This window comes from Quatrionicoccus australiensis (assembly GCF_020510525.1).
Lineage (GTDB): Bacteria > Pseudomonadota > Gammaproteobacteria > Burkholderiales > Rhodocyclaceae > Azonexus > Azonexus australiensis_B.
Window position 1 is genome coordinate 372,073 of sequence record NZ_CP075188.1, and the last position, 21,025, is coordinate 393,097.

A 21,025-nucleotide genomic window follows, 5' to 3' on the forward strand; every position below is an offset into this window, starting at 1 on the left:
GTAATGAAGAAAATGACGTTGCGTACCGTGCCGGCCCTGTTGCTGATTGCCTTTTCCGGCGCCGCTTCGGCCTCGGCTTTTCAGCTCTGGGAGCAGAATGCCAGCGGTCTGGGCACGGCGTATGCCGGTTCGGCAGCGGTGGCCGACAACGCCAGTACCATTTTCTTCAATCCGGCCGGCATGACGCAGTTGTCGGGCTTCCAGTTTTCCGCCGGGGTCAATGGCGTGAAGCCGAGCTACAAGTTCCGTAGCGGTGCGGGCGGCAGTAATGACGGTGGCGATGCCGGCAGCTGGGCGGCTGTGCCGAATGGCTATCTGTCCTGGCAAGTTGCGCCGGACTGGACGCTGGGTTTCGGCATTTCGGCACCTTTCGGGCTGTCGACCGAGTACAAGGACAACAACTGGGTTGGTCGCTTCGAGTCGCTGAAATCCGAAATCAAGACCGTCAATTACAACCCGTCGGTGGCCTATCGCGTCAATGACAAGGTGTCACTCGGTTTTGGCCTGAATTACCAGACGATCGATGCGGAGTTGACTACGGCCGCTTCCCGACTGAAAGGCAGCGATTCTGCTTTGGGGTGGAATGTCGGTGCTTTGTTCACCCTGTCACCGGCCATGCGCGTCGGTGCTTCCTACCGTTCGGCGATCAAATACACACTGGAAGGTGACGCTGCTGGCGCAGGTCCGGTGCGTGCCGATCTCAAGCTTCCCGACACGTTCATTCTTTCCGTCTGGCAGCAGGTTTCCGACCGCTGGGAAGCGATGGGCGATGTTTCCTACACGCGCTGGAATTCGTTGAAGTCGCTTGATGTCTATAACCGCGATACTGGTGCCCTGATCACCAGCGAAACCTTCAACTACAAGAACGCCTGGCGCCTGGCCTGGGGTGCGGCTTATTTGCTGAACGACACGACCAAGCTCAAGTTCGGTATTGCCTACGACAAGACGCCGGTCCGCGATGCCGATCGGTCTGCCCGCGTTCCCGACAACAGCCGTCTCTGGTTGTCGCTCGGCGCGCAATGGAATGCCGGTGCGCATGGCAAGGTCGATGTTGGCTACTCCTATCTGCACGTGAAGGATCCGAGTATCAACCAGGGGTTGCTGGTTGGTCGCTACGATGCCAGCGGTCATGTTGTCGGCGCCCAGTATTCGGTAGGGTTCTGATTCCTTGTCGCTGGAGATGGGCGGCGTGATGCTGGGGATGCGTGAAGCAGTCATTGTGCTGATCGCCCTGGTTGCGCTGTACATGGTTTTTGTCCTGTTGCGCATGCGCCACCTGCGAGGTACTGCCGAGCAGAAGCTTGAGAAGGCGAGCGTCGAGACAAAGCCGGCTGAGTCTTTCGCCGACGAGGCGCCGGAAATTTCCCTTCCTGCTTCAGCCCCCGAACCGTGGCCGCCGGCCTCTCCCAGTCTTGCCGATGCTGCCTTGCAGCAGGGGCTGGAACAGGAAGTTGCCCAATTGCGCGAAGAACTCGACTCGATTCGTGGCGAACTGGCTGCGCTGCGGGAAGACATGTTGAACGAACTGGCACATCTGCGTGCCACGCAATCGGTTTCGCCGATTTACGGCGATGCGATGCAGATGGCGGCCGCCGGTTACGAACCCGCGATGATCGCAGACCGCTGCGGTATCGCCCGCGCCGAGGCCGAGCTGGTCGTGGCGCTGGCCAAGAGTCAGGAACGGTGAGGTAGGCAATGACGGACAAGCCTGAAAATTCGGAAAACGAAGACAGTGCCGGCGAGCTGCGCAACAAGCTGATCCAGCGTCTGGCTGTCGCCGGCGTCATGGTGGCGCTGCTGCTAGGTGTGCTGGCTTTCTTCGATTATCTGTCGACGCCTCAGGAAGAACCGGACGAGCCGGTGTTTACCAGCCCGGTCCCGGTCGCCCCGAAAAAGCCGCTTTCGCAGCCGGTAACGACCAGCAACGAATTGCCGGAGCCGCCAGTGCCGGCGCCGGTGATTGCAGAAACACCGCCGCCTCCGCAAGTCGCCGTCCAGCCTGCCGTTGTCGAGGTTGCCAAGCCGGAAGCACCCAAGCCGGAGCTTCCCAGGCCTGCGCCCGTACCGGAAAACCGGCCGGCGCAGCCGTCGACCGCTGGGGCCGCGAAGCCGCCGGCCAGTGTGCCTGCGCCAACGCCTGTACCGTCGGTGCAAAGGCCGTCACGTCCGGTCCCGGAATCGACAGCGGCGCCGAGCCAGGTTCCTGTGCAGCCGGAGCCCGCTCCGACGACTCTCGCACCCAATCCCAAGCCCAGTGTCCGGGTTATTGAAACGCGCCAGACGCCGGTCGAGGCGCCGAGTGGCGCATCGCGTCTTTTCTCCGGTTTCCTGCTCCAGGCCGGCGTTTTTGCCAGCCCGCAACGAGCAGAGGAATTGCACGCCAAGCTGACCCTGAGCGGTGTACCTTCGACACTCGAGACCCGGGTTCAGGTTGGCCCCTTCCGTACCCGGCAGGAGGCGGAGCTGGCCCAGGCAAAACTCAAGGAACTGGGTGTTGAAACGGTGCTCGTGCCGCCCAAGGCCGGCAAGCACTAGTTTTATTGATCAAGGCATGCCGGGCAGGCGCGGCAGGCCAAGGCTGCGCCGGACATCGCGATGGACGCGCGCGGCATCTTCGAGTGGCGAGTGGCTTGGTCGGCGGTTATCGTAACGGCGATCGTCATAGCGGCGATCATCGCGGTAATAGTCCTGCCGATAATTGCCTCTGTACCCCTGTTCGTACTGGTAATAGACGCTCGGTGGAGCACTGCGATACGCCGGATAGCTTTCGACATAAACCGGTGCCGTCCGATAGCCCACCGGGTACACCGGTGCGACAGTGCAGGCGCCCAGGCTGCCGAGCAGTGCAACGGCAAGGGTCAGGCGGGCGATGGTGCGGGAGAGGGGCATGTCGGCAGGTCCGGTGTTGTTGTAAGTACATAACGCGGCTGCCACCGGCCCGGCCTACTTCATGGCCGGGTCTTTTTGTAACGAGATATTAAAGCTGTAAGGCAGCTAGTTGATAACTGCTTCTACCAACTCGGCATTTTTGACGCACTCTTTGCCTTCTTCAGCCTTGATTTCATCGATTACTCCCCTGCCAGCCAAAACGCCAGGAACAACCCATGTTTGGAAAAATTTCTGTTCTCCCCCGGCTAGCTTGATTTCCATCACTGATTCGTGCTCGGGAGTTTTGGCTACTATGCGATAACTTCCCGCAGGCAGTTCTGTATAGGCGTAAGTGCTGGTTGCAATAGTGGCGAGTGGGTTGTTGTTGATTTCGATGTGCGGTCGCATACCCATGCCAAAAATGCTTCCATTTCTGCAGACGTAGATTTGGGCGGTATCGACTTTCTGGTTGAATTTCTTAATTTCAGCGCTACGCAAGGGATCGCCGCGCTGGATGCTTGCGCAACCTGTAGTCAGCGAAGCGACAATGGCCATCATGGCGGCCAGTTTCAGAAAAGATTTCATGTTTCTCCCTCGGCGTTTTATTGATCGAGGGCGGAGCGTAGCGCAATTGATGCCAATTGACTTGATCTGGCTCGGGAAAACTTTGCTTTTCCTTGCAGCAAGAGCATCTATGAATTTTTCAATGAGTGGATTCGTTTAACGAACACGCTCATTTCCTTGGCCGCCTGAATATCGCCGCGCGCCTCGGCAACCGCAATTCCCTGCTCATAGGCGGCGACTGCGCCGGCCGCATCGCCGGCTTCATTGAGTGCCTTGCCGAGCGCTTTCCACGCGGCGGAATAGTTCGGGTCGCGGTCGACTGCGGCCTGAAAGCATTTTCCGGCGGCGGCCGGATCGCCGGTCTTGAGGTATTCATTGCCCAGCGAGAAGCGGAGCAGGGCGCCGTCGCGCGGGCCATCCAACATTTTTTCCAGGGATTCGATGCGTGGGTTCATGGCAGGTCAGGTCTAAAATAGCGTTTTCGAATTTTCAGGACAGGAAGCAGACATGGCCAAGACCATCATCGCCACCCCGAACGCACCGGCCGCCATCGGCACCTACTCGCAAGCCGTGCGTGTCGGCGACACCGTGTACCTGTCGGGGCAGATCGGCCTCGATCCGGCTTCCATGCAGATGGTAGACGGTATCGACGCGCAAATCGTTCGCGTTTTCGAGAATCTCAAGGCGGTGGCCGAAGCGGCCGGCGGCTCGCTGGGCGATGTCGTCAAGCTCAACGTCTTCCTGACCGACCTGGGCAATTTCGCCAAGGTCAATGAAACCATGACCAAGTATTTCAAGGAACCGTTCCCGGCGCGCGCCGCCGTCGGCGTCAAGGAACTGCCGCGCGGCGCACTGGTCGAGGCCGACGCGGTGATGGTCATCGGCTGATGCCGGACGCCGGGGCTGCGGCCCCTGCCGTGCCGCCCGGCTCGCCGGCGATCCGGGCGTCGGAAGCGCTGCTCAAGAAGCTCGCCAAGATCGGCCTCCATAGCGAGGCCGATTTGCTGGTGCACCTGCCGCTGCGCTACGAGGACGAAACGCGGATCACGCCGGTGGCGCATGCGCCCTGGGGCGAAGCGGTACTCGTCGAAGTGGTGGTCAGCAGCTGCGAGGTGCAGTACCGGCCGCGCCGGCAGATGGTCGTGCATGCCGTGGACGATAGCGGCGAGCTGGTCATGCGTTTCTTCAGCTTCTACCCGAACCAGCAGGCGGCGCTTGCGGTCGGGGCGAAAGTGCGCGCTTTCGGCGAGGTGCGCGGCGGCTTCTTCGGCGCCGAGATGGTGCACCCGCGCTTTCACAAGGTGCGCGACGACGAGCCGTTGCCTGACGAAATGACCCCGGTTTACCCGTCGACCGCTGGCGTCGCCAATTCGGCGCTGCAAAAGCTGATCGGCAAGGCGCTACAGGTTGGTGATCTGTCTGACACCCTGCCCGACGAACTTCGCCAGCGCCTGAAACTGCCGGCCCTGGCGCGCAGCCTGCGCTTTTTGCACCGGCCGCCGCCGGGTACCGATCTCGACACCCTGCATGCGCGCAATCACCCGGCCTGGCGCCGGGTCAAGTTCGACGAGGTGCTGGCGCAACAGATGTCCTTGCGCCGCGCCTACCTCGCCCGCCGCGAGCAGGGCGCGCCGGTGCTGGTGGCGCGCGACGATCTCGGTGCCCGCCTGGTCGACAGCCTGCCCTTCGGCCTGACCGGCGCGCAGTTGCGGGCGATGGCCGAGATTGCCGGCGACCTCGCCCAGCCCTACCCGATGCAGCGTCTGCTGCAGGGCGACGTCGGTGCCGGCAAGACCATCGTCGCCGCGCTCGCCGCCTGCCAGGCGATCTCGGCCGGCTGGCAGGCCGCCTTCATGGCGCCGACCGAAATCCTCGCCGAGCAGCACTACCTTAAACTCAAGGACTGGCTGGAACCGCTTGGCATCAAGGTCGCCTGGCTGTCGGGCAGCCTGAAGACCAAGGCCAAGCGCGAACAGCTGGCGGCAACCGCTGCCGATGCGCAACTGGTGGTCGGCACACATGCGCTGATCCAGGATGGCGTCGATTTCGCCAAACTGGGTCTGGCCATCGTCGACGAGCAGCACCGTTTCGGCGTTGCACAGCGCCTGGCGCTACGCAAGAAGGGGGCGAACCCGCACCAGTTGATGATGTCGGCGACGCCGATCCCGCGCACGCTGGCGATGAGCTATTACGCCGATCTCGACGTCACCGTGCTCGACGAACTGCCGCCCGGCCGGACGCCGATCAAGACCCGCCTGGTCGCCGACAACCGGCGCCAGGACGTGGTCGGTTTCGTGCAGAAACTGGTCGAGGAGGGCCGTCAGGCCTACTGGGTCTGCCCGCTGATCGAGGAGTCGGAAGCCCTGCAGTTGCAGACGGCGCAGGAAACCTACGAAACGCTTTCGGCCGATTTGCCGGGGTTGACCGTCGGCCTCGTGCACGGCCGTCTCAAGGCCGACGAGAAACAGGCCGTGATGAGCGCGTTCGCCGCCGGCGAGATCGACGTGCTGGTGGCGACGACGGTGATCGAGGTCGGCGTCGATGTGCCCAACGCCAGCCTGATGGTCATCGAGCATGCCGAGCGCTTCGGCCTGTCGCAGCTGCACCAGTTGCGCGGCCGGGTTGGCCGTGGCCAGTACGAATCAAGCTGCGTGCTGATCTATGCAGGGCCGCTCGGCGAAATCGCGCGGCAGCGCCTGAAGATCATTTTCGAGAATACCGACGGCTTCGAGATCGCCCGCCAGGACCTGCAGATCCGCGGTCCCGGCGAGTTCGTCGGTGCCCGCCAGAGCGGCGTGCCGCTGCTGCGCTATGCTGACCTCGAAATGGATGCCGACCTGGTCGAGATGGCGCGTGAAGTCGCCGAAGAAATGCTGACCCGGCATCCCGATCTCGCCGAACGCCATCTCAAGCGCTGGCTCGGGGCGCGTGAGGAACTGCTCAAGTCGTAAACCAGGTCTCGATCAGGTGCGCCACCTCGGCCGGCTGGTCGTGGTGCAGCATGTGGTCGGCCTCGTCGATCCAGGCTTCCTCGACGTTTGCGAAACAGGCCTGGCGCGCTTCCCAGTCGCCCGGCCGGGCGGCGAAATCGCGCACCACCCAGGACTGGCGGCCGGCCACCCAGAGCACCGGGCAGGTGATCTGCCTCCAGATCGCCATCGACTCCTCGAGACGGAACAGGTAGGGGGCGGGTGCCTTGTGCCAGGCGTCGCCGTTCCAGATGATTCCGTGCCGGCGCTGGCCGCTCTTGGTCTCGCCATTGCCGATGCGGGCAAGGTGGCGCGCCAGGTAGGTGGCGCGCTCCGGCGTCAGGAAGCGGTCGCTGGCCAGCAGGCGGCGGGCAAAGGCGGCACGGTCGGCATAGGCGTGCATGCGCGGTGGCTGGCGCAGTGCGCCCAGCCACTGGCCGTAGCGTTCCGGCGCCATGTCCGGCGTGGTCGGCGCGATGCCGAAACCTTCGAGGGTGATCAGCTTTTCGACGCGCTCGGGCCGGATGCCGGCGTACAGGCAGGCGAGGATGCCGCCCATGCTGTGCCCGGCCAGGCGCACCTGGCCCTCCGGCGCATAACGGTCGAGGATGGCCTCGAGATCGCCGATATGTTCGGCGAAGAAATACGGCCGGTTCAGCCATTGCGAATTGCCAAAGCCGCGCCAGTCCGGGGCGACGATGTTCCAGTCGCGCGCCAGTTCGTCGACGACGAACTGGAAGGAGGCGGAGACGTCCATCCAGCCGTGCAGCAGGAAAAGCATGGGCGCCTGCGGGTTGCCCCAGCGGCGGATATGCAGACGGACGTCGGGCAGGTCAAGGTATTCGGAACGGGAGATACGCATGGGCGGGTCGGTTTTCGGGCTTTTCGGACGGTCGACCGCTGGCGGCGGCCGTTTTTCAGTTGCCGATTCTAGCAGTCGCCGATGCCTCAGATGGTTCGCTCGACGATGCTCAGGCCCTCTGTCACTTGGCTGAACAGGCCGCTGACTACGTTGTCGTAAGCTGGCGCGAACTCGAGGACGAGCACGATGGTGGCGACTCGGACGATGAGTTCTGGGAGAAATTTCATGATCTTTCCTTTTTCTGTCTGACCCGGAAAGACCACCTGCGAGGCGCACCTTCGGTGAAGGCGCATTCTCGGCGGATGGCCGAGACCTCTGGCTGATTTTGCAACCCCGCTGTCTGGCAAGCCAGATCGGAAGCTTTGCGTCCCTGCGTCACCGCAGGTTTGCCATCGATCACGGTTTTAATGCTAATTTGATAAATTCGAACAGTCAACGAATTTTGTTTGAATTTATCAAATAAATTTTCGTATTGCCTGGTTGATTTCATTTTTTGGCAATTTTGCCGGTCGACCGCTACGGCATCCAGAATTTGGAATGTTCAACAACGCTGACCTGCGGCTCGTTCTCGTCGGTAATCGTGAAGCTGATCGCAGTTGCTCCGGCCTGGCTGGCGCCGGGAGCAGCGCTGACAATCGCCGTCTGGATGCCGATTTCGCCGCCGGCGACAGTCAGTCGCTCGCTGCTCGTCAGACGGACGCCGTCGAGGCCGGTGACGCTGATCCGGAAACTGCGTGTCTGGTCGCCGGTATTCATGATCTGCAGGCGATAGGCATTTTCGATGGAGCCGTCGTCGGCCTCGCGTGACAGCACATTGCGGTCTTTCAGCACATTGACCTTGAGCGGGATGCGTGACGCCAGCGACCAGGCCGTCGCGGCGGTGAGCAGGACCAGGATGGCGGTGTAGAAAATGACGCGCGGCCGGACGGCGCGGCGCAGGATCTCGGTCGGTGTGTAGCGCATGCTGACCGCGTTCTCGGTCGAATAGCGGATCAGGCCGCGCGGGTAATTCATCTTGTCCATGACCTGGTCGCAGGCGTCGATGCAGGCGGCGCAGCCGATGCACTCGTTCTGCAGGCCGTTGCGGATATCGATGCCGGTCGGACAGACCTGGACGCAGATGCCGCAATCGATGCAGTCGCCAAGGCCGAGAGCCTGCTGGTCGCTGCCCTTGGCGCGGGCGCCGCGCGATTCGCCGCGTGCCGTGTCGTAGGCGATGATCAGCGTGTCCGGGTCGAACATCACGAACTGGAAACGGGCGTAGGGGCATATCTGGCGGCACATCTGGTCGCGCAGGAAGCCGGCGTTGCCGTAGGTCGCGAAGGCGTAGAACACCACCCAGAAGGCGGCCCAGGGGCCAGGGGCGAAGGCGAGCAGATCGGCAATCAATTCGCGGATCGGCATGAAATAGCCGACGAAGGTAATGCCGGTCCACAGCGAAAAAATCAGCCAGACGGCATGCTTGGCCGTCTTCAGCGCCAGTTTGCGACGCGTCCAGGGGGCGGCGTCGAGCTTGATACGCTGCGGCCGCTCGCCTTCGATGACTTTCTCGAACCAGAGGAAGATCGAGGTATAGACCGTTTGCGGACAGCTATAGCCGCACCACAGGCGCCCGGCCACGGCGGTGAACAGGAAGAGCGCGAAGGCGCCGAGAATCATCAGCAGGACGAGATAGATCGTGTCCTGCGGCCAGAGCACCAGGTCGAAGAAATAGAACTTGCGCGTGTCGATATCGAACAGCACCGCCTGGCGGCCATGCCAGGGCAGCCAGCACAGGCCGTAGAAAACGGCCTGGGTCAGCCAGACGAAAATCCAGCGCCAACTGGTATAGGGGCCGCTCACCGAGCGTGGATAAACCTTGCCTTCGGCGCCGCCGACCGGTTTGATGGCGATCACCTTGCGTGGGGTGGAACGAGTGGACATGCAGCCTTCCGGCGCGACGAGGCGCGACTCAGGCCCGGGCGGGCCTGATAAGGTGTAAATAAAATGAATCTTGATCTTAGCAAGCTCGGCTGCTATAAGCAATATTTCACATGCACCTTATTGTTCGTCATGCGCCTGAGCAACTTTTCCGACTACAGCCTGCGTGTCCTGATGTATCTCGCCGCCGATGCCGACCGCTTGGCGACGATCAGCGAGATTGCCGCCGGCCACGACATTTCCGAAAATCACCTGATGAAAGTCGTGCACCAGCTCGGCCGTTACGGTTATCTCGAAACCGTGCGCGGCAAGGGCGGTGGCATGCGCCTGGCTCGCTCACCCGGCGAGATCGTGGTGGGTGAGGTTCTGCGCCAGACCGAGACTGATTTCACCCTGGCCGAATGCCTGGGCAGCGACGCTGCTTGCCGCATCCAGGCCGCCTGCGGCCTGAAGCGTATTTTCAACGAGGCGCTCAGTGCCATGTTCCTGGTTCTCGACAGCTATACGCTGGCTGACTTGTTGCACGATCCGCGCGGCCTGGTGCCGGCTGCCCGGACGCCGGCTGCCGTGCAGGTGGCTGACGCCTGAGCCATGAGCGAGTCAGCGCCAACCCGCCGTGCAGTGGATAACGCCCTCGAACTCGAGCTTTCCGACGAGGACATTCTCGACGCCCTGGCGCACGTCTCGGGCTATATCGACATCAGCACCGAGGATTTTCGCACGGTCTACCATCTCGCCTGGCGGCATGCCGTGGCACGCCTGACGGCGCTTCCGTCCGATCCGCCGGAGGCCTGAGGTGCTGGAAAAAAGCTGGCGCGCCTACTGGCGCAAGATGCGCGGCACGACGCGGGGTAGCCCGCCACGCGTCAGTAACGAGGAAATCTTCTGGTCCTGGCTTGGTGCCCTGCTTGGCATCGGCTTGCTCGCCTGGCTGGCGCAACTGCTGTTCACCGGCTACGACCTGATCCTGATGATCGGCTCCTTCGGCGCCTCGGCGGTGCTGGTCTACGGGGCGGTGCGCAGTCCGCTCGCGCAACCGCGCAACCTGCTTGGCGGGCATCTGCTCTCGGCGCTGGTCGGCGTCATCTGCTGGCAATTGCTGCACCCGTTGCCATTGCTGGCGCCCGCCGTGGCGGTGGCAAGTGCCCTGGCCTTGATGCATGCGACCCGCACCCTGCATCCGCCGGGTGGAGCGACGGCGCTGATCGCCGTGGTCGGCTCGCCGGAAATTCACCGTCTTGGCTACTGGTACGTGCTGGTGCCAGGCACGCTCGGACCGCTGATCCTGCTTGCGGTAGCCCTGCTGATCAATAATCTGCCGACTTCCCGGCGTTATCCCGAAATCTGGTTCTAGCCGGGCTCGCTCCCGCCGCGGCGCCTGTTCATCGGATATGCTGCTGGTGAGGCGGTCAGAACCCAAAAAACGTTTGTGAACCAATCGCTTGGTTTCGTTGTTTGAATTGAGGAATTGGCAATTCAAATGGCGGATACGCAGGCGCTCTCGTCCGCAGCTTAAGTTGAGATAGAGGCCCCTTGTATTCCGGTGTTCGCTGTTGAGTCTCGCAAACCTAGGTCATCACGCTTTTGCACGTTAAGTTGAGATTTTTCCGGTTCTCCGCAATTCAACTTGAGCCTCGGTTTGTTTAGTCACCCTGTAATCGCCTGAAACATTGCGGACTTCGTCGGATGCATGGCTGATTAACCAGCTTCCGCTGATCGGCCTTAGCTGACGTTGTGGTAGATCACTGTCAAAGGCAGCAACCTAGCGTTCAGCGGTCGTATCCTGCCAAGTTGGTCACTATGACTGCTTCGCCGTATGGGTTACGGCCGGACCCGATTTGTCATACCGATTTTATGACGTCAAAGCAGCCGGTGATACTCTTCCTAGAAATAAGGTTAGACAGCCATTCCGTGAGAATGGCGCGCAAGGGAGATTCCGATGATTATCAATGCTTGGGGGAAATTGGCAGGTGCCGCGGCGGCAGATGAAGCAACTGTCGAGTTGCAGCTTGTGCTGCCACTCTTGGAGTTGCTTGGCTATGTAAAGGAGGACATTGCGCCCAAGCACTCGGTCATATTCCAGCAAGGACGAAGAGGTCGCCCACACGAGGCAGATTTTGCCATCTTCAATGGCGGGGGTAGGTCGAAGGATAACGCCCTGCTAGTCGTGGAGGCAAAGAAGGCCGGTGAGTCCCTAGCCGATGCTCGGCAACAAGCGGAATCCTACGCAGCCAACCTTGGTGCGCCGCTCCTCCTTTGCACGAATGGCGAAACCATTGAGGTTTGGCAGATGCAGCCCGCCGGTACGAGCAAGTGTGTGGTTGTCGGCCAGGTATTGGATGTCCTCTCACTCCAATCCAAGCTGGAGGTTGTGCTTCGGAAAGAAGCTGCGATTGAGTACAAGCGCCAGATTCAGCATCCTTCTCTCGTAGACAAAGGCCCCGACCTCTCCGACTACTTAAAGCAACAGCTTGAAGCGTTCAAAGACCATGGAATTGAACGCAGGCTCAAGTTTGGCCAGTCGACCATAGTCATGTCAGGCGAACTGCTCAGCCAGTACGCTCGCGGCTGTATTGTCGAAGGTCCGTCGGGGTTTGGTAAGTCAACACTTGCAGCATCGCTCATGAACAAGCTGGTGCTGGAGCATGCACAAACCAGAAAAATTCCAATACATGTTTGGCTCCCAGATGCATTTCGTCCTGGAATTTACTTCCGTGGCTTCCTTGTGGACCGCATTCGTTCCCATTGCCCTGCCGTCGTGGAGAGCGTCCTGCTGGAAGCGTTCCGAGCTAACGGTGGGTGGCTCGTCCTGGACGGAATGGAGCGCCTTTCCGAAGAGAGCGTAGAGGCGCTCTCCACTGAGCTTCGCCTGCTTCAGCAAGACTTTCCGCGTTTGGGGGGCGTCGTTTTGGGTCGGCGCCAGCGACTCGCGGATTCTGTTTTACCTGTTCTTACTCTCTGCGAACTCAATGAAGAAGAGCAGCGTCAGGTTGCAATGCTGACCTTCAATAACGAAGGCTTGTGCAGCAGCTTCTTCGGCCTAATGCCATCGTCGTTTCGGCGGCTCACAGGTGTGCCGCTGCTGCTTGTGCGCTTTGCAAAGGGCTACGCCGAAAGTGGACGCATTCCGCTTCGTGCCGAAGAGCTTTTTTCCGACTGGCTAACACTGCTGCTTAGCAAAGGAGGAAGTCGACCGAGTAGTCAAGTAACTATGTTTACACGAGCAATGGACGAGGTCGCATGGATGACGCGAGCCGGACCGATTCGCAGCGAGGACGCGATTCACGCTATTGAGGCTGCGGGGATTGCTGCAAGCGCCTTCGACGAGTTGGTTTCCCTTGGAGCGATTGCCGGCAATCAATGTGCGGTGGAGCTGATTCACGAGGCTCTCGCGGACTACCTCCGGGTTCGGCGGGCATTGAGTAGTCGGACTCTCTTGGAGGTGGAACTTGAGAAACTCAACGAAACGTCCGATGGTTTTTTCCCCATCCTTCTTGCTGCGCTTGCTCCCGATAAAGAAGTTGCCAGACTTATTTGGCAGGCTCTGCGGCACTGTAACCTTGATGTAATTCTCCAATGCGTTCGATTCAACGCAGCGATGGGACCTGACAGTAAAACGACGAATCTTGACGAGGCGAGCGAGGAGGTTGTTCAGGAGTTCGCATGGTCGTTGGACTGTTTCCTCGACCGTTTTCCAGCGTTACGAAGCTCTGTGATTGGCTTGCTTTCCGGTTCGCAAGGCAAAGAGGGATTCCGTCTTATTGGCGCCTTAGAAGGGCATGTGAGCGCTCTATCATGGCAAGTCCAGCCGATCGAATCGGGCTATGAATATCAAGCGCGTAGCGCAGAGCGCAGCTTCAGGATTCTTCACGGGTCAAACATTGACATTCACGAGAGTCGTGACCGTGGAATGCTTTTGGGCGCTGAGCACACTTTGAAGTCGCTGCTTGAACTTGCCCAGCATCGGCGATTGCAGGGTGGGTCAATCTACGTGGAAGAGCGGCTGCTATCCAGGCTACAGTGCCTTGAATTGGAGGAACGCGGAATTCCTCTTTGCGGGTATCGATTTGATGACATTTTTCGGTGGCTAGCCCCACATCGCGGCGAGGTCGTCGGGTCGCCCTTTGGCAGGCAATTCCTCATCGATGAGGTGCTGACAGATGTGCAGTTCCTGAGGTCGCTGGGCCAGTCGTCCGTATCCGCATGGTGGTGGGACTACTTGGACCCAATGTCCATGGTGCCTCGCGATGATTCGGCAGTCGTTGCGTATTTCAAGGAAAAGTATAAGCGCATCGTGTTTGGATACCGAGAGGTCTGCGAGGCGAGCCTTGCTGGACATTTACAGAATCTTGGTATGTACCGAGCGTTGCCGATGCGTTGGCGCGTAGTCGTTGCACGGGGAGCCGACGGGCGGTCATTTCGTACAGATGCGACCTGGCGTCCCGTACAAAACTGGGGCGAAGTTGAGTGCGATGTCGAGCTTGTGGAGGAGATTGAATACAATTGGTCAAATGATGATGAACTAATCCATGGGCTAGTCGAACTTGGGCGCTATGCGGGCAGGCACCTGCTGATCGGTGCAGGGAATTTTGCTGTTCAGTTTGTACAGTCAAACGCGTACAAGGCTTCCGCAGGCGAGTCCGTCGTGCTTACCGAGATTTCGGACTGGATCGCAAAGGATATCGATAGCCTGTTCCGTGAATTCGGCCGACCGTCCTGACATGTCTGGCCTCTAACCGGCACATTGCTGCCTGAGTCTGACCAGAGGAGCAATGTCTGCAAAGGCCGATGTGCTGCCTGTTGCTGCTGGCATGAGACCGGATCTCGGCCTTTTCAAACGTTCACCGGGTTAGCCGTAGACGACAGAAATGTGCCTGGTACCGGACATCGAGACTATTCAATTCCGGTATCTCAAACAGTCCACCAATAGTTGAAACGCCGGAGAAGATTGCCGGCTTGTCGGGTAGTAAAGGTGATATCCAGGGTAAGGCTGGCACCAATCGTCCAGCACGGAAATGAGCTTCCCGCTGGCGATTTCCTCTTTCGCCATGTCTGCTGGCAGGTATGCCAGGCCGCAACCAGCCACCGCAGCTCGAAGAATGTGAGACCCCATGTTGAACGTCCACTGCCCCTCGACGTGAGCCTTCACGGAATTCCCCTTTTTCTCGAACTCCCAAACCATGTAGCTATCGTGGGTCGGTAGTCGGAGGTTGATACAGTTGTGGCTGGATAGGTCTTGCGGGGATTGTGGCCGTGGATGGTGCGCGAAATAGTCCGGTGAGCCGACAACGGCAACCCGCAGGTCAGAGCTGATTCGCACTGCCACCATGTCTTTCTCGACTTGATCCCCCAGGCGTACGCCGGCGTGAAAACGCTGCGCAACGATATCAGTCATTCCGTAATTGACGTTTATCTCGACCCTGATTTCGGGGTAGTCCCGCAAAAATTCCTGCAGTCGAGGCCAAAGCACCGTATTGGCGGCGTGCTCGGCTGTTGTGATGCGGATCAGGCCGCTGGGCTTGTTTCTCAACTCGCTTAACGCAGATAGTTCGTTATTGATTTCTTCTAATCGTGGTGCGACGGCCTCCAGCAATCGGACGCCTTCTTCGGTCGGCGATACGCTCCGCGTGGTACGGGCCAGCAGACGGACGCCAAGCCGCGTTTCCAGGCTACGAATGGTGTGACTCAGCGCGGATTGCGAAATTCCTAACTGAGCCGCTGCACGGGTGAAGTTCCTTTCCCGTGCTACTGCAATGAACGCAACAAGATCACTAAAATCGCCGGCAGCCATTTATCAGTTTCATGCATAAACCCATGCTGATTTTAGCGTATTAACAAATCAATCTGCAGAACTTACATTGACGAACATCAGCACACGGAACGCGCCCTCATTCGAGACAGCGGTGTGCGCCTGAATGGATATAGGAGATTCGTCATGAAAAAGCGCATTCTGGGAAACGGTGGCCTTGAGGTATCAGCACTGGGCCTCGGTTGCATGTCCATGAGTTCAGCCTACGGTCCGGCCGGCGATAAAGCGGAAATGATCGCGCTGATCCGCAAGGCAGTCGATTTGGGTGTCACCTTCTTCGACTCTGCCGAAGTTTATGGCCCGTTCGTCAACGAGGCGTTGCTGGGCGAGGCACTGGCACCGTTCAAGGGGCAGGTGGTCATCGCCACCAAATTCGGTTTTGATCTCGATCCGGCGACAGCGCAGCGTACCGGAGGCCTTGACAGTCGCCCGGCGCACATCAAGGCCGTCGCCGAAGCATCACTGAAGCGCCTCAAGGTCGAGGCGATTGATCTTTTTTACCAGCATCGTGTTGATCCCAGTGTTCCTATCGAGGACGTCGCTGGTGCCGTGAAGGAGTTGATTGCCGAAGGCAAGGTCAAGCATTTCGGCCTCTCCGAGCCGGGTATTCAAACGCTGCGGCGCGCCCATGCCGTTCAGCCGGTGACCGCCGTACAAAGCGAGTATTCCTTGTGGTGGCGAGGTCCGGAAAGTGAGTTGCTGCCGACGCTGGAAGAACTGGGCATCGGCTTTGTCCCGTTCAGCCCACTCGGCGCTGGCTTCCTGACCGGCAAGATGGACGAGAACACCCGCTTCGACAGTTCCGACTTCCGCTCGCAAGTCCCGCGCTTCTCTCCGGAGGCCCTGAAAGCCAATGTCGCACTGGTCAGTCTGGTTCGGGATGTCGCCGAAGCCAAGGGCGTGACACCTGCCCAGATCGCACTTGCCTGGCTGCTGGCACAAAAGCCCTGGATCGTTCCGATTCCTGGCACCACGAAACTGCATCGCCTGGAAGAAAACCTGGGGGTCATCACAGTTGAACTGACTACCGATGATTTACAACAGATCGACTCAGCCGCCTCGAAGCTGCACTTGGAAGGTGCGCGCTTGCCTGAGTACGCGCTGAACATGACCGGGCTGTAATGGCTGCCATGGATCATCTTTCACCAGCAGAGATCAAGCAACGGCAGGGTGTGGTGCTCACCATCATCATGGTGAGCTACCTGATGATTGTCATCGACATCTCGATCGTCATCACCGGGCTTCCAAAAATCAAGGATGCGCTCGGTTTCTCGCCCGTAACCCTGTCCTGGGTGCAGAACGCCTATACCTTGGCATTCGGTGGTCTGCTGCTGCTTGGTGCTCGCGCTGGCGACCTGCTGGGCCGCCGCCGAATGTTCATCTGGGGGCTTGGACTATTCACCAGTGCCTCCCTGGTGATCGGGGTAGCCCCATCCCCTGCCTGGCTGCTGGCATTTCGCGCCATTCAAGGCGCCGGGGCGGCCATTCTTGCACCTTCAACGCTGGCACTTCTCGCCATGTACTTTCCCGAAGGACCGGAGCGTACTCGGGCGCTTTCGTATTACGCGGCGGCCGCCGGTATAGGAGCGACACTGGGCCTGGTTCTGGGCGGCTTTTTTGCAGATCTGTTGTCCTGGCGCGCCGGTTTTTTCATCAACCTGCCCATCGGCATCGCGTTGATGCTGGCGGCGCGCCGGTTTATTGCGGAGACGCCGAAGCATGTCGGCCATTTCGACATTGCCGGTGCCGTAAGTTCGACCTTGGGCATGAGTTCGCTGGTTTTTGGCATCGTTCATGCAGCGGAGGAAGGCTGGGCCCATCCCTTGACGGCTTGGGCTATCAGCGCCGGAGTTGCCTTGATGCTCATGTTCGTCGTCATTGAGCGGCATGCCAAGCACCCCGTTCTGCCCCTGAGGCTGTTTGCCAGTAAGTCGCGCTGTGGAGCATATGTAGCCCGCATGCTTTTCTTGGGCGGTATGGTGGGTTTCTGGTTTTTTGCTACCCAGTTTCTCCAGGGCGTCTTGGGCTACAGCCCACTGGAGGCCGGGGTCGCATTTTTGCCGACGACGCTGCCTCAGCTGGTCGTTGCCATGAGCGTTCCGAAGTTCGTCCGCAAGTTTGGCACTGCCAGTCTTTTGGTGGGGGGCCTGGTCTTTTGTGTGGCCGGCTTGGTCTGGCTCGGTCAAGCCACAGCCCATACGACCTATCTGACGGGCGTCGCACTCCCGATGATTCTGCTCGGGATCGGCCAAGGGGCCGCACTGGGTCCGCTCACCATCTCAGCCGTGACCGGTGTTGCAGCCGAAGATGCTGGCGCGGCCTCCGGCTTGGTCAACGTAGCTCATCAATTAGGTGGTTCGTTGGGTCTTGGTGTGCTAGTCGTAGTTTATTCCGCAGCATCTTCCGTGTCGGCGAAAGGCACGGAAATCCTGGCACATCGCATTGCCTCAGTCATGGATGCCAGCGCAGTCATGCTTGGCCTGTCCTTGCTGGCGGTGTTGGCCTTGATTCTTCCCGCTCAACGCCAGCCGGTCGAAAGATCTCACCTCGATTCAGTCGGCCTCAATCCTGAACCGGACCTCATTTAATGCCATCCATGCTCCGCACCAATGAACCAGGAAAGGTATCCATCATGAAAACATCGTTTCTCCTCCTGCTATTGATACCGCTTGTCTCGTCGGCATTCGCTGAAACAAGTAGCAGCGATAGGGAGGCTTCTGTCAAAAAGCATGAGCATGCTGTCGCGGCAAGCATTTCGCGGAGCGCGTCACGAACGCCATACGACGCGCCACCCGAGCATTTCACCGGCAAAGCCCGCGTCGCACCGCTCTTTTCGCCGACTGCACCGGCCAGGGCCTCGGCTGCCTATGTCACCTTTACGCCTGGCGCACGCACCGATTGGCATACCCATCCGTTGGGGCAGACGCTGGTTGTCACTGAAGGTAGCGGACTGATCCAGTTCTGGGATAGCCCCATTCAGCGCATCGAGCGTGGCGATGTGGTATCGATCCCGCCTGGCCAGAAGCATTGGCATGGGGCATCGGCGACAGCGGCGATGACCCACCTGGCCATCCAGGAGCAAGTCGATGGAAAATCGGTGGCCTGGCTGGAGAAGGTCGGTGATACCCAGTACCGCAATACGCCCTCGGCCAAGGAGAGCGCTGCACCCGCCGCGCAGCCGTCCCGGGCCCAGCAGTTGATGGGCGATTTTGCACCGAAGCTGGCCGAATTGACCGACAACGTGCTGTATGCCGACATCTGGGAACGTCCCGGGCTGTCGAAACGGGACAGAAGCCTGGCGACGGTCAGTGCGCTGATTGCAATGAATCGTCCTGACCAGCTCCGCTCGCATCTCGCGCTGGCAATTCAGAATGGCCTGACGCGAGAAGAGCTCGCCGAAGCAATCACCCATCTGGCTTTTTATTCAGGTTGGCCTAGTGCTGTCTCGGCGGTTTCGGCTGCCAAAGAAGTGCTGCCAGCCAAGTGAACCATTCAACTGAAGGAGTTTCAATCATGACTTCAAACTTGCGCAAGACCGTGCTCGCATTGGCAGGCTGCATGCTGTTTGCGGCCGGACTCTCCGTGGCGGCCCCGCAGAAGCACGTTGCACCGCTGGTGATCCAGGAGCAAGGCAGTTTCTCCGTGGGTGGAACGGTCATCCAGAGCCCCGGCAGCTACGACCCGCTCAATCTGACTTCCGGCGGTCAGACACTTCATGGTGACCATGCCCGCGTGTTCTATCAGGTGCCGGTCAAGGCTCGCAAATTGCCCTTGGTGATGTGGCATGGCTTTGGCCAATCCACCAAAACATGGGAATCGACGCCGGATGGCCGTGAGGGCTACCAGAACATCTTTCTGCGCCGCGGCTTCGCGACCTATGTACTGGATCAGCCTCGTCGCGGTTCTGCGGGGCGAAGCAGTGTGGCCGGGACAATCAGCGCGACGCCGGATGATCAGCGCTGGTTTGACACCTTCCGGGTCGGTATCTGGCCGAACTACTTCCCTGGCGTCCAGTTCTCCCGCTCGCCGGAGGCTCTGGATCAGTATTTCCGGGCCATGACGCCGGACACCGGTCCCATCGACACCAACCTGACCAGTAATGCCGTATCGGCCTTGTTCGACAAGATTGGCGCCGGCATTCTGGTGACCCATTCGCACAGTGGCGGTATGGGTTGGCTGGCCGCAATGAAGAATCCGCGTATCCGAGCCATCGTTTCCTACGAACCGGGGAGCGGCTTTGTTTTCCCGGAAGGCGAAGTGCCGGCAGCGATGCCCAGTGCCGCAGGCTCGCTGGAGGGCACCAGTATCCCGCTGCCCGAGTTCATGAAGCTGACTCGCATCCCGATTGTTATCTACTACGGCGATTTCATCCTCAAGGAACCCGTCGCTAATCCCGGTCAGGATGGCTGGCGCGTACGCCTCGCCATGGCTAAACAGTGGGCAGATACGATCAATCGCCACGGCGGAAATGCGAAGGTCGTCCACCTGCCGGAGATCGGCATTAAGGGCAATACGCACTTTCCGTTTTCCGATCTCAACAATGTCCAGATTGCCGACCTGATGTCGCAATTCCTTGCCGAAAAGCATCTCGACTGATTCGACATTCAACTCAAGCTTTCAGGAGGTTTCACAATGAAATCGACATTGATTCGAGGGGCAGCACTTAGCGCAATCATCAGCGCCCTATCGGGAGTCACCATGGCCGCAGACTACAAACAAAATCCATTCACGCTGGCCTACGATGGCGCGATCACCGAAAACGTCAAAGGCAGAGTCAAGATTCATCCCGTGAATTACAAGCTGAATGGTCTTGATATCTCAGCCAACGTTTACACCCCAGCGAACTACGATCTCCACAAGAAATACCCGACGGTCGTGGTTGCCCACCCGAATGGTGGCGTGAAGGAACAAGTTGCTGGTTTGTATGCCCAGCGTCTGGCCGAGCAAGGCTATATCACCGTCACGGCGGATGCGGCCTATCAAGGCGCCAGCGGCGGCATGCCTCGCAATGTGGACAAGCCCGCCTACCGGATCGAAGACATCCACGGCATGGCCGACTTCATCAGCCAGTACGCCGGTGTCGATACTGCGCGCCTTGGCTTGCTCGGTATTTGCGGTGGCGGCGGCTATTCACTCGCTGCCGCTCAAACCGACAAGCGTTTCAAGTCGATTGCGACGGTGAGCATGTTCAACTCCGGGCGCGTTCGTCGCAATGGCTACGTGGATTCAGCACTGAACACGATTCAGACACGTATGCAGCAGGCCTCGGCTGCTCGCGCACAGGAAGCGGCGGGCGGTACGGTGCTCTATTCCGGCGATGCCAACCTGACCGATGAGCAGATCGCCAAGTTGCCGTTTGATCTGTATCGGCAGGGTTACGAGTACTACTGGAAGACGCATGCGCACCCCAACTCGACCTTCAAATACACCACGAGCAGTTTGCTGGATTTGATGCGTTTTGATGCCACCAACCAGATCGAACTAATCGACAAGCCTTTGCTGATGATTGCAGGTAGCAAGGCTGACAGCCTGTACATGACAGAGGATGCGTTTGCCAAGGCGACAGGAGCAAATGACAAGGAACTGTTCAAGATCGAGGGCGCAACACACATCGAAACCTATTGGGTGCCGATGTATGTCAATCAGGCATTGGAAAAACTGACACAGTTTTTCGGCAGAACGCTCTGAGTACATTTTGAACGTTCGGATATCGGCTGAGCGGCAGGTATGCAACAGATTACAGACTGTAATGGGCGGACATGTGAATGACCGCTTTGGCCGATATCCCGCCTAATAGAGTGCCATTCTTGATTGGACTCTAGTCGGTTGGAAAAGTAGGCCTTCTCAAACGTGTTCGCAAAACTCAAGTCCCCAGATTTACTTGATTCTGCGGCTCTCAGCGGTTGAGAACCCTTGGAAACCATTGTGGCACCGATGTTTGCTATCTCGACCTAAGCTGCGAAAGTCTCAACTTAAGCTGCGGACGAGAGGCGCAAGCAAAAAATACTTGACCACATCATGTCGATATAACTA

The 21,025-nt window shown here is 59.3% G+C and carries 21 protein-coding genes and 1 riboswitch; of the genes, 14 read left to right on the forward strand and 7 right to left on the reverse strand.

Annotation, left to right across the window (positions count from 1 at the left end; genetic code table 11):
• Nucleotides 1-3: 3 nt before the first annotated feature.
• From KI612_RS01780 to KI612_RS01790, 3 genes are read left to right on the forward strand one after another with little or no spacing between them, the layout of a single operon-like run.
• Nucleotides 4-1,164 (forward strand): OmpP1/FadL family transporter, encoded by a 1,161-nt coding sequence (locus tag KI612_RS01780; RefSeq protein ID WP_226442123.1) that lies wholly within the window; start codon nt 4-6, stop codon nt 1,162-1,164.
• 4 nt (nt 1,165-1,168) lie between these two features.
• Nucleotides 1,169-1,687, forward strand: coding sequence for a DUF2802 domain-containing protein (locus KI612_RS01785; RefSeq protein ID WP_226442124.1), 519 nt, complete (start codon nt 1,169-1,171; stop codon nt 1,685-1,687).
• Between the two features lie 8 nt (nt 1,688-1,695).
• Complete coding sequence (locus KI612_RS01790) at nt 1,696-2,535, forward strand: SPOR domain-containing protein (RefSeq protein WP_226442125.1); 840 nt, start codon at nt 1,696-1,698, stop codon at nt 2,533-2,535.
• 9 nt (nt 2,536-2,544) lie between these two features.
• Here the strand turns inward: KI612_RS01790 and KI612_RS01795 are convergent, their stop codons facing one another.
• From KI612_RS01795 to KI612_RS01805, 3 genes are all read right to left on the reverse strand, one after another.
• Nucleotides 2,545-2,889 carry a hypothetical protein gene (locus KI612_RS01795; RefSeq protein WP_226442126.1) on the reverse strand — a complete coding sequence of 115 codons (345 nt, stop codon included), beginning with the start codon at nt 2,887-2,889 and terminating at the stop codon, nt 2,545-2,547.
• A gap of 105 nt (nt 2,890-2,994) precedes the next feature.
• Nucleotides 2,995-3,453 (reverse strand): DUF2846 domain-containing protein, encoded by a 459-nt coding sequence (locus KI612_RS01800; protein WP_226442127.1) that lies wholly within the window; start codon nt 3,451-3,453, stop codon nt 2,995-2,997.
• A 107-nt stretch (nt 3,454-3,560) separates the two neighbouring features.
• Nucleotides 3,561-3,887, reverse strand: a complete 327-nt coding sequence (locus KI612_RS01805) for a tetratricopeptide repeat protein (RefSeq protein WP_226442128.1) — start codon at nt 3,885-3,887, stop codon at nt 3,561-3,563.
• A gap of 52 nt (nt 3,888-3,939) precedes the next feature.
• Here KI612_RS01805 and KI612_RS01810 point away from each other — a divergent pair, with 52 nt between their 5' ends.
• Both KI612_RS01810 and recG read left to right on the forward strand, forming a co-directional pair.
• Nucleotides 3,940-4,320 (forward strand): RidA family protein, encoded by a 381-nt coding sequence (locus KI612_RS01810; protein ID WP_226442129.1) that lies wholly within the window; start codon nt 3,940-3,942, stop codon nt 4,318-4,320.
• Nucleotides 4,320-6,383: an ATP-dependent DNA helicase RecG gene (gene recG, locus KI612_RS01815; protein WP_226442130.1), complete on the forward strand. Its 2,064-nt coding sequence runs from the start codon at nt 4,320-4,322 to the stop codon at nt 6,381-6,383. Before KI612_RS01810 ends, recG begins: the two co-directional genes overlap by 1 nt.
• On the opposite strand, the gene KI612_RS01820 is transcribed toward recG, so the two are convergent.
• The 3 genes from KI612_RS01820 to ccoG all read right to left on the reverse strand — a co-directional run bounded on the left by KI612_RS01820 (nt 6,373) and on the right by ccoG (nt 9,186).
• The gene (locus KI612_RS01820; protein WP_226442131.1) at nt 6,373-7,263 is read right to left on the reverse strand and encodes an alpha/beta fold hydrolase; all 891 of its coding nucleotides are present in this window, start codon (nt 7,261-7,263) and stop codon (nt 6,373-6,375) included. The genes recG and KI612_RS01820 overlap by 11 nt on opposite strands.
• Before the next feature lie 86 nt (nt 7,264-7,349).
• Nucleotides 7,350-7,490 carry a hypothetical protein gene (locus tag KI612_RS01825; protein WP_226442132.1) on the reverse strand — a complete coding sequence of 47 codons (141 nt, stop codon included), beginning with the start codon at nt 7,488-7,490 and terminating at the stop codon, nt 7,350-7,352.
• Nucleotides 7,491-7,586: 96 nt separating this feature from the next.
• Nucleotides 7,587-7,664: riboswitch (cyclic di-GMP riboswitch) on the reverse strand.
• A gap of 115 nt (nt 7,665-7,779) precedes the next feature.
• Complete coding sequence (gene ccoG / locus KI612_RS01830; protein WP_226442133.1) at nt 7,780-9,186, reverse strand: cytochrome c oxidase accessory protein CcoG; 1,407 nt, start codon at nt 9,184-9,186, stop codon at nt 7,780-7,782.
• A 63-nt stretch (nt 9,187-9,249) separates the two neighbouring features.
• On the opposite strand from ccoG, the gene KI612_RS01835 reads away from it, so the two are divergent.
• From KI612_RS01835 to KI612_RS01850, 4 genes are all read left to right on the forward strand, one after another.
• Nucleotides 9,250-9,771 (forward strand): RrF2 family transcriptional regulator, encoded by a 522-nt coding sequence (locus KI612_RS01835; RefSeq protein WP_319002975.1) that lies wholly within the window; start codon nt 9,250-9,252, stop codon nt 9,769-9,771.
• Between the two features lie 3 nt (nt 9,772-9,774).
• Nucleotides 9,775-9,978 (forward strand): hypothetical protein, encoded by a 204-nt coding sequence (locus KI612_RS01840; protein ID WP_226442134.1) that lies wholly within the window; start codon nt 9,775-9,777, stop codon nt 9,976-9,978.
• 1 nt (nt 9,979) lies between these two features.
• On the forward strand, nt 9,980-10,537 hold the full coding sequence (locus KI612_RS01845; RefSeq protein ID WP_226442135.1) for an HPP family protein: 558 nt from the start codon (nt 9,980-9,982) through the stop codon (nt 10,535-10,537).
• Nucleotides 10,538-11,122: 585 nt separating this feature from the next.
• Nucleotides 11,123-13,903, forward strand: coding sequence for a type I restriction enzyme HsdR N-terminal domain-containing protein (locus KI612_RS01850; protein ID WP_226442136.1), 2,781 nt, complete (start codon nt 11,123-11,125; stop codon nt 13,901-13,903).
• Nucleotides 13,904-14,080: 177 nt separating this feature from the next.
• Here the strand turns inward: KI612_RS01850 and KI612_RS01855 are convergent, their stop codons facing one another.
• Nucleotides 14,081-14,974 (reverse strand): LysR family transcriptional regulator, encoded by an 894-nt coding sequence (locus tag KI612_RS01855; RefSeq protein ID WP_226442137.1) that lies wholly within the window; start codon nt 14,972-14,974, stop codon nt 14,081-14,083.
• A 144-nt stretch (nt 14,975-15,118) separates the two neighbouring features.
• Here KI612_RS01855 and KI612_RS01860 point away from each other — a divergent pair, with 144 nt between their 5' ends.
• The 5 genes from KI612_RS01860 (at nt 15,119) to KI612_RS01880 (ending at nt 20,680) form a co-directional block, all read left to right on the forward strand.
• Entirely contained in the window at nt 15,119-16,114 is a 996-nt protein-coding gene (locus KI612_RS01860; RefSeq protein ID WP_226442138.1) for an aldo/keto reductase, read from the forward strand.
• Entirely contained in the window at nt 16,114-17,580 is a 1,467-nt protein-coding gene (locus tag KI612_RS01865; protein WP_226442139.1) for an MFS transporter, read from the forward strand. The genes KI612_RS01860 and KI612_RS01865 overlap by 1 nt, the downstream gene beginning before the upstream one ends.
• Nucleotides 17,581-17,624: 44 nt before the next feature.
• Nucleotides 17,625-18,479: a (R)-mandelonitrile lyase gene (locus KI612_RS01870; protein ID WP_226442140.1), complete on the forward strand. Its 855-nt coding sequence runs from the start codon at nt 17,625-17,627 to the stop codon at nt 18,477-18,479.
• A 38-nt stretch (nt 18,480-18,517) separates the two neighbouring features.
• Nucleotides 18,518-19,588 (forward strand): alpha/beta hydrolase, encoded by a 1,071-nt coding sequence (locus tag KI612_RS01875; protein WP_226442141.1) that lies wholly within the window; start codon nt 18,518-18,520, stop codon nt 19,586-19,588.
• A gap of 102 nt (nt 19,589-19,690) precedes the next feature.
• A complete protein-coding gene (locus KI612_RS01880; RefSeq protein ID WP_226442142.1) occupies nt 19,691-20,680 on the forward strand; it encodes an alpha/beta hydrolase in 990 nt (329 codons plus the stop codon).
• Nucleotides 20,681-21,025: the final 345 nt, after the last annotated feature.